The sequence below is a fragment of the Shewanella sp. 1180_01 genome, assembly GCF_052850535.1.
Genome location: NZ_VXCT01000036.1, coordinates 44,497 through 52,822 on the forward strand (window position 1 = coordinate 44,497; position 8,326 = coordinate 52,822).

The 8,326-nt window shown below is 48.9% G+C and carries 5 protein-coding genes; all 5 read left to right on the forward strand.

The genetic code is table 11. From position 1 onward, the window contains the following. Positions 1–12 precede the first annotated feature (12 nt). The 5 genes from FW758_RS16940 to thrS all read left to right on the forward strand — a co-directional run bounded on the left by FW758_RS16940 (position 13) and on the right by thrS (position 7,878). Entirely contained in the window at positions 13–1,236 is a 1,224-nt protein-coding gene (locus FW758_RS16940) for an FAD-dependent monooxygenase (protein WP_446445990.1), read from the forward strand. A gap of 254 nt (positions 1,237–1,490) precedes the next feature. Beyond that, positions 1,491–2,585, forward strand: coding sequence for a glycine cleavage system aminomethyltransferase GcvT (gene gcvT / locus FW758_RS16945; protein WP_259482970.1), 1,095 nt, complete (start codon positions 1,491–1,493; stop codon positions 2,583–2,585). A 25-nt stretch (positions 2,586–2,610) separates the two neighbouring features. Beyond that, positions 2,611–3,000 carry a glycine cleavage system protein GcvH gene (gcvH, locus tag FW758_RS16950; protein WP_006080188.1) on the forward strand — a complete coding sequence of 130 codons (390 nt, stop codon included), beginning with the start codon at positions 2,611–2,613 and terminating at the stop codon, positions 2,998–3,000. 122 nt (positions 3,001–3,122) lie between these two features. After that, positions 3,123–6,011, forward strand: coding sequence for an aminomethyl-transferring glycine dehydrogenase (gene gcvP / locus FW758_RS16955; protein WP_071939925.1), 2,889 nt, complete (start codon positions 3,123–3,125; stop codon positions 6,009–6,011). Between the two features lie 667 nt (positions 6,012–6,678). Continuing rightward, on the forward strand, positions 6,679–7,878 hold the full coding sequence (gene thrS, locus FW758_RS16960; RefSeq protein WP_413471838.1) for a threonine--tRNA ligase: 1,200 nt from the start codon (positions 6,679–6,681) through the stop codon (positions 7,876–7,878). The last annotated feature ends 448 nt before the right edge of the window (positions 7,879–8,326 follow it).

Sequence of the window (8,326 nt, forward strand, 5' to 3'; positions counted from 1 at the left end):
AAGGATGTACCCATGTTAAGTTCACAAGCCTATGACATCGCCATTGTGGGTGGCGGCATGGTGGGACTCGCCACCGCGATTGGATTGGCGCAGGCCGATCTGAATGTCGTCGTTATCGATGCGGGCCACACCGATGCCGTTGTCGGCGAGCCGCGCCTGCGGGTGAGCGCCATCAATAAGGCGAGTCAGCGCTTGTTAGAAAACTTAGGTGCATGGACTTATTTAGACACTTCCCGCGCCACGCCTTATCAAAAAATGGCGGTGTGGGATAAAGACGGTTTCGGCAAAATTGCCTTTGACGCCAACAGCATCAGCGAAACCAGTCTTGGCGCGATTATCGAAAACGATGCCATTAGCTTTGCGCTGGCGAAACGCGTCGCTGAGTTTGACAATATCACTCATATTGAAAACCAACGCTTAGAACGCATTGCCTTTGGTGAGCGCGAAGCTTGGTTGACCCTCGCCAATGGTGCCGAGTCTGGAATAGAAAGTGTGAGTGCTGCCTTGGTAATCGCTGCCGATGGCGCCAACTCTTGGGTGCGTGAGCAATGCAAGATCCCGCTGACATTTTGGGATTACGGCCACCACGCAATTGTCGCAACGATCCGCACCGAAATGCCGCACCTTGCCACCGCCCGCCAAGTGTTTTTAAAGGATGGCCCGTTAGCATTTTTACCTTTGTATGAAGACAATCTCTGCTCCATCGTTTGGTCGGTGCCGCCTGAGCGCGCCAATGAATTATTAGCGATGGACAAAGTGCAATTCGAGCGCAACTTAACCGCGGCGTTCGATGGTCGTTTGGGGATTTGTCAGCTGGAAAGCGAGCGCCAAGCTTTCCCATTACGGATGCGCTACGCCCGCCATTTTGCCCGCCACCGTTTAGTGTTGGCAGGCGATGCCGGCCACACTATCCATCCGCTGGCTGGCCAAGGGGTGAACCTTGGCTTTTTAGATGCAGCCAGCATTATCGAAGTCATCAGCGAATTACAGCAAGCGGGTAAAGATATCGGCGATTATGCCCAGCTGCGCGCGCTGGAACGTTGGCGTAAAGCCGATGCGATGGAGATGATCGCGGCGATGGAAGGCTTTAAGCGCTTATTCGAAGGGACGAATCCGCTGAAAAAAGTGATCCGCGATCTGGGCTTAAATCTGGTTGATAATGTCGCTGGGCTGAAAACAGTGTTCATACAACAGGCCATGGGCAATAAGTCGGCGCTGCCTAAGTTATGTCGTTAGCCTCGGTTGCGCTAATGTGATCAGAATTGCCGCTAATATCAGCACATTGACTACAAGCTGCGCAAATCTGGTCTTCGCATGTAAAAAAATTACATGTTAAAGATGAGAAAATCTAATGGCACTGACTTCGGATTAGAAAAATCTCCTGTATACAAATTTGTGACGCAAGGTATAATTTCGCCGCATTTTAGACCCTAGTATCTACACCCTACACTAGGCAGAGACCTGAAAAAGGCCGCAAAAAAGGGATAACAATGGCTAACAAAACTATTCTGTTTAACAAGCACTTAGAATCAAACGCTAAGATGGTCGACTTCCACGGTTGGGACATGCCTCTCAACTATGGTTCACAAATCGAAGAACACAATGCCGTGCGTCAAGACGCGGGTATGTTCGACGTTTCCCACATGACTGTGGTTGATGTGATTGGTAACGACGCTTGTGCATTTCTGCGTAAGTTGCTGGCAAACGATGTGGCTAAGCTTAAAGTTCCAGGTAAAGCCTTATACGGCGGCATGTTAGACGAAAATGCTGGCGTCATCGACGACCTCATCACTTACTACCTCACTGACACTAACTACCGCGTGGTAGTGAACTCAGCGACCCGCGAAAAAGATCTCGCTTGGATCGCCAAGCAATCCCAAGGTTTTGACGTCACTGTGACTGAGCGTCCAGAACTGGCGATGATCGCCGTTCAAGGTCCTAACGCTAAAGCGAAAGCCGCTGCCGTGCTCAGTGTCGAGCAAAACGCCGCCATCGAAGGCATGAAACCTTTCTTCGGCAAGCAAGCCGGTTCTCTGTTTATTGCGACAACGGGTTACACAGGCGAAGCGGGCTACGAAATTATCGTCCCAGAAGATGAAGCCCAAGCCATGTGGCAAGCATTGTTAGATCAAGGTGTTAAACCTTGTGGTCTCGGTGCCCGTGACACACTGCGTCTTGAAGCCGGTATGAATCTCTACGGCTTAGACATGGACGAAACCATCAACCCATTGGCCGCCAACATGGGCTGGACCATCGCATGGGAACCGAGCGACCGTGACTTTATCGGCCGTAAAGCCCTCGAAACACTTCGCGATGCGGGAACCGACAAACTTGTTGGTCTAGTGATGGAAGAAAAGGGCGTGTTACGCCATGATATGCCAGTATTTTTCACCGACTCGGCCGGTGTTGAGCACCAAGGCGTGATTACCAGCGGTACTTTCTCGCCAACATTGGGCTATTCTATTGCGATGGCGCGTGTTCCTAACTCGATTGGGGATACGGCGGAAGTCGAAATGCGTAAAAAACGTGTGGCTGTTAGAGTAGTAGCGCCAAACTTTGTGCGCAACGGTAAACAAGCATTTTAAAAAAACGGAACAAGGAACAAGAACAATGAGCAATATTCCGACAGAACTGAAATACGCCTCTTCACACGAATGGATCCGCAAGGAAGAAGACGGCAGCTACACAGTTGGTATCACTGAGCACGCCCAAGAGCTGTTAGGTGACATGGTTTTCGTTGAACTCCCAGAAGTTGGCGACACTGTAACAGCTGGTGAAGACTGTGCTGTAGCTGAATCAGTAAAAGCGGCGTCTGATATTTATGCCCCTATTTCTGGCGAAGTGATTGCCGTGAACGAAGCGCTGGAAGATTCTCCAGAACTCGTTAACAGCAGCGCTTACGGCGAAGGCTGGTTCTTCCGCGTGATGCCTTCTGACGAATCAGAAGTCGACGCCCTGCTGGATGCCGAAGGCTACCAAGCTGTAATCGACGAAGATTAATCGTCGACGCTAACGAAGCCCTGAGGGGCTTCGTTTGTTTTAGCGCAAGATTGACATAACAACAGTCCGTTTATCAGTACCCTACAGTTCTGAATTTCGGCAAATCTGGAACAAGGTTTATCATGACCAAGCAAACCCTTACTCAGTTAGAACAGCACGATTTATTCTTACGTCGTCATATCGGCCCAGATAGCAACCAACAGCAAGCTATGCTGAATTTTGTTGGTGCTGAGTCACTGGAAGATCTGACCGCGCAAATCGTGCCTGAGTCGATCCGTTTAAGCCAAGACCTGAGCATTGGTGATTCCTGCGGCGAAGCCGAAGGCATTGCCTACATTCGTGGTTTAGCGGACCAAAACCAAGTATTTAAGAGCTACATAGGTATGGGTTACTATGGCACACAAGTGCCAAACGTGATCCTGCGTAACGTATTTGAAAACCCAGGTTGGTACACGGCTTACACACCATATCAGCCAGAAATCGCCCAAGGCCGTTTAGAAGCCATTCTAAACTTCCAACAAGTGTCGATGGATTTAACGGGTTTAGATTTGGCTTCTGCTTCTTTGTTAGATGAAGCAACCGCTGCTGCCGAAGCGATGGCGCTGGCAAAGCGTGTTTCTAAAGCGAAAAAAGCCAATATCTTCTTCGTTGCCGATGATGTGTTCCCGCAAACCTTAGACGTAGTGAAAACCCGCGCTGAGTGTTTTGGTTTTGAAGTGGTAGTTGGCCCTGCAAGCGAAGCCGTTAACTACGAGCTGTTTGGTGCTTTGTTCCAATATACTAACCGTTTCGGTCAAATCACTGACTTCACCGAATTATTCGCAACTCTGCGTGCGAAGAATGTGATTGTGACTGTGGCAGCCGACATTATGTCTTTGGTATTACTGAAATCACCGGGCTCTATGGGCGCCGATGTGGTATTTGGTAGTGCACAGCGTTTTGGCGTGCCAATGGGCTTTGGTGGTCCACACGCGGCTTTCTTTGTTGCCCGTGACGAACACAAACGTTCTATGCCTGGCCGTATCATTGGTGTGTCAAAAGACGCCCGTGGTAACCGCGCACTGCGTATGGCGATGCAAACTCGCGAACAACATATCCGCCGCGAAAAAGCCAACTCAAACATTTGTACTGCACAAATTCTGTTAGCGAACATGGCGTCTTTCTACGCCGTATTCCACGGCCCAGATGGCTTGAAAACCATCGCATCACGCATTAACCGTTTCGCCGATATTTTAGCGGCTGGTTTGCAAGCGAAGGGCGTGAGCTTAGTCAACAGCACTTGGTTTGATACCATCAGCATCAAAGGCTTAGATGTTGCTGCCGTTAATGCACGCGCACTGGCTGCTGAAATGAACCTACGTTTCGATGCCGACGGCACAGTGGGCGTGAGCTTAGACGAAACCACATTGCGCACAGATATCGACGCGCTGTTTGATGTGATCTTAGGCGCTGGCCATGGTTTAGATGTTGCCGCATTAGACGCGCAAATCGTGAGCCAAGGTAGCCAATCGATTCCTGCTGCACTCGTGCGCCAAGATGCGATTTTAAGCCACCCAACCTTCAATCGCTATCAAAGCGAAACCGAGATGATGCGTTATATCAAACGTCTCGAAAGCAAAGACTTAGCACTTAACTACTCGATGATTTCACTGGGCTCATGCACCATGAAGTTAAACGCAGCGGTTGAAATGCTCCCTGTGAGCTGGCCAGAATTTGCCAACATGCACCCATTCAGCCCACTGGATCAAGCCAAAGGTTACACCCAGTTGATTGAAGAGTTGTCGACTTGGTTAGTGAATATCACAGGCTACGACGCTGTGTGTATCCAACCTAACTCAGGCGCTCAAGGTGAATATGCTGGCTTGTTAGCCATCAAGAAATACCATGAGTCACGCGGCGATGCGCACAGAAACATCTGTTTGATCCCGCAATCTGCCCACGGTACTAACCCTGCATCGGCGCAATTAGCCGGTATGCAAGTGGTGGTGACGGCGTGTGACAAGCAAGGTAACGTCGATTTAGAAGATCTAAAGACTAAAGCCGCCGAAGTGGCTGGAAACCTGTCTTGCATCATGATCACTTACCCATCGACCCACGGTGTGTATGAAGAATCTATCCGCGAAATCTGCGACATAGTGCATCAGCACGGCGGTCAAGTGTACTTAGACGGCGCTAACATGAACGCGCAGGTTGGCTTAACGTCTCCTGGCTTTATTGGTGCCGACGTATCACACCTTAACTTGCATAAAACCTTCGCTATTCCACACGGCGGCGGTGGTCCAGGTATGGGCCCAATCGGCGTGAAATCGCACTTAGCCCCATTCGTTGCGGGCCACGTTGTGGTTAAACCGGGCCGTGAAAGTGACCACAACGGTGCCGTATCTGCTGCACCTTACGGTAGCGCGGGCATTCTGCCTATCAGCTGGATGTACATTAAGCTGTTAGGTTCACAAGGCCTGAAAAAGTCGACCCAAACTGCGCTGTTAAACGCTAACTACGTGATGAAGAAGCTGTCTGAACACTACCCAGTATTGTTCCGTGGCCGTAACGATCGCGTGGCGCACGAATGTATTATCGACTTACGCCCACTGAAAGAAGCCTCAGGCGTGACCGAAATGGATATCGCTAAGCGTTTGAATGACTACGGTTTCCACGCACCAACCATGAGCTTCCCTGTTGCGGGAACCCTGATGATTGAGCCGACGGAATCTGAATCTAAGGTGGAACTCGATCGTTTCATCGACGCTATGGTGTCAATCCGCGCTGAAATCGCCAAAGTGGAATCAGGTGAATGGCCAGTGGACAACAACCCGCTGCACAACGCACCGCACACTATGGCCGATATCATGGACCCAGAGTTTGATACGCGTCCATACAGCCGCGAAGTGGCCGTGTTCCCAAGTGCAGCAGTACGCACTAACAAGTTCTGGCCAACCGTGAATCGTATTGATGATGTCTATGGTGACCGCAACCTAATGTGTAGCTGTGCACCATTATCAGACTACGAATAATAATTGCTGCTTAGGCTAGCTACTGCGGCGTTGAATGAGGCTTTCGCATAGCTCGAAATCGAGAGTTTGACAGCAGTCAACTCCGCGCGAAAGCTTTCAATCCGCCTTGCATTAGCTTCGCCAGCAACGCAATTATGGTGTAGTTGGCTTCAGCGAATTTGAAGCATTAAACAGCGACCGAAAGGTCGCTTTTTTTATGTCTTAAAGGTTCTATGACCTAGTCCCAATGATTAAGGACTGGCATTCCTGTGACACGCCCCCCCTTTATTTCACAAGAAGCATCCCAGAGGGCTCGACGGCGGCATCTGCTGCATATGGATATGCGAATGCCGCGATCATATGGATGTGAATGAGCGGCCATGCCGCCAACGGTCACTTGTCAATACTCATGTGCGATGCCCTGTGTTTTATTGGCAACAGGCAAGTGACTAGAAGCTAACGCGATATTGTGGAATTTCTAAACAAAATGCTTGCCGCAATATGGATGATTTGTTATTACTGACGCATGAACAAAATATACGTAAGCGCAATTAACACCACCACTACCACCACGAGAATTCTCGGGGGGTAGTTTTTTGCGTCTTTAAAAAAACCCTCTGAGCGACATCGCCAGAGGGTTTTTTTATACCTTGGTTTTGTATTTCGCTCAGATTTAACTCAGGAGAGAATGATGAAAACACATCGCGAAATTGCAGAACAACTTGACCTGTTTCACTCTGAACCACAGGCACCAGGCATGATTTTTTGGCACCCGAATGGCTGGGCGTTATTCAGAGATATTCAAGAGCACATGAGGCGCGTGTACCGTCGAAATGGTTTTGAAGAGGTGAACACGCCTGTTTTTATGAAGAAGGAGTTATGGCAAACGTCTGGGCATATGGACATGTTTGCAGAGAACATGTTTTTCGGTGGCGGAAAGGAAAACATCGATGAATATGTGTTAAAACCCATGTCTTGTCCTGCCCATATTTTGCTGTTTAAGCGCGGGGTACATAGCCATAGAGATTTGCCACTGCGACTATTTGAGTTTGGCTTGGTGCACCGTAATGAATCCTCAGGCTCGTTAAATGGTTGCCTGCGCGCACGCCAGTTCACTCAGGATGATGCCCATGTTTTTTGCTGCTGGTCTCAGGCAGAGGAGGAGATACGTGGTTTTCTCCAACGGGCAAAGCAGGTTTATGGTGATTACGGCTACCATAATTTAGACGTAAAAATATCGACTAAACCTGAGAAGGCATTAGGCAGCGATGAGCAATGGTGTCGAGCACAAAAGCTATTGGATTCAGCCTGCCATAGTGAGGGCTTTGATGCCGAGTATCAAGCTGGTGAAGGGGCTTTCTATGGTCCCAAAATTGAACTGTCACTGACAGATTCTATGGGAAGACGTTGGCAGTGTGGAACAATTCAGTTTGATTTTAATTTGCCTGAAAGATTCGATGTTCACTACACAAATGAGCAAGGTGAATTCGAACGGCCAGTGATTATGCATCAAGCTATGTATGGCTCTATCGAACGTTGGATTGGTATTCTCTTGGAAGTATCACAGGGCAACCTGCCGGATTGGTTGCATCCTGTGCCTGTTGCTATCGCCTCAGTGAATGAGTCAAACAGCCAATTTGTCCGTCAGTTAGCCGCATTATGTTTAGCACGTGACATGCGAGTGTTGGTTGATATCAGTCAAAACTCAGTTGCCCGCAAAATGAAACGCTTTCACAAGCAAAAAGTGCCTTACATCTTAACTGTTGGGGATAAGGAAGAAGTTGAAAATAGGGTTTCAGTTAGGTGCCGAAAAGACGGCGTCATTACTCACGTCCCTCTTGCTGAGTTAGGTGACTATCTTGCGGATAAGCTAGAAGGCAAGCTATAACCTAAGGAAGACTGTGTTTGTTACCTAGGGCTAGCCATGGTTTCCGTGGCTAGCCTTTACTCATTTTGTTACTCTGCTTAACAATGAGTTGGCTCATTAAAGGGGCAGTGACACTGCTGACCTAGTGAGTTTCCAACTCGAATTCAGTTGATCATTGGGCTTGCGACTGCAAGACCTTATTGGGGGTTAGCTTCGGCTGCGACGCGATTATGTAAGGGCTGAATAGCGACGTTATTTAGTTCTAACGTTTGATGAAAAGCGAACCCTTGGCGGTTTGCTTTTTTATTGCCTGAGTTTTAATTCTGCAGAATTGAGTGGTGCGAAATGGTTTTATCGTAGCTTTGGGCAACGGTATTTCCCAATTGCCTGCCGCAGGCTTTCGCATTCTCTTATATTAGTTACACCAGTGACACGCCGTACTTATGTTTAAATAAAATCGCCCCTGTAA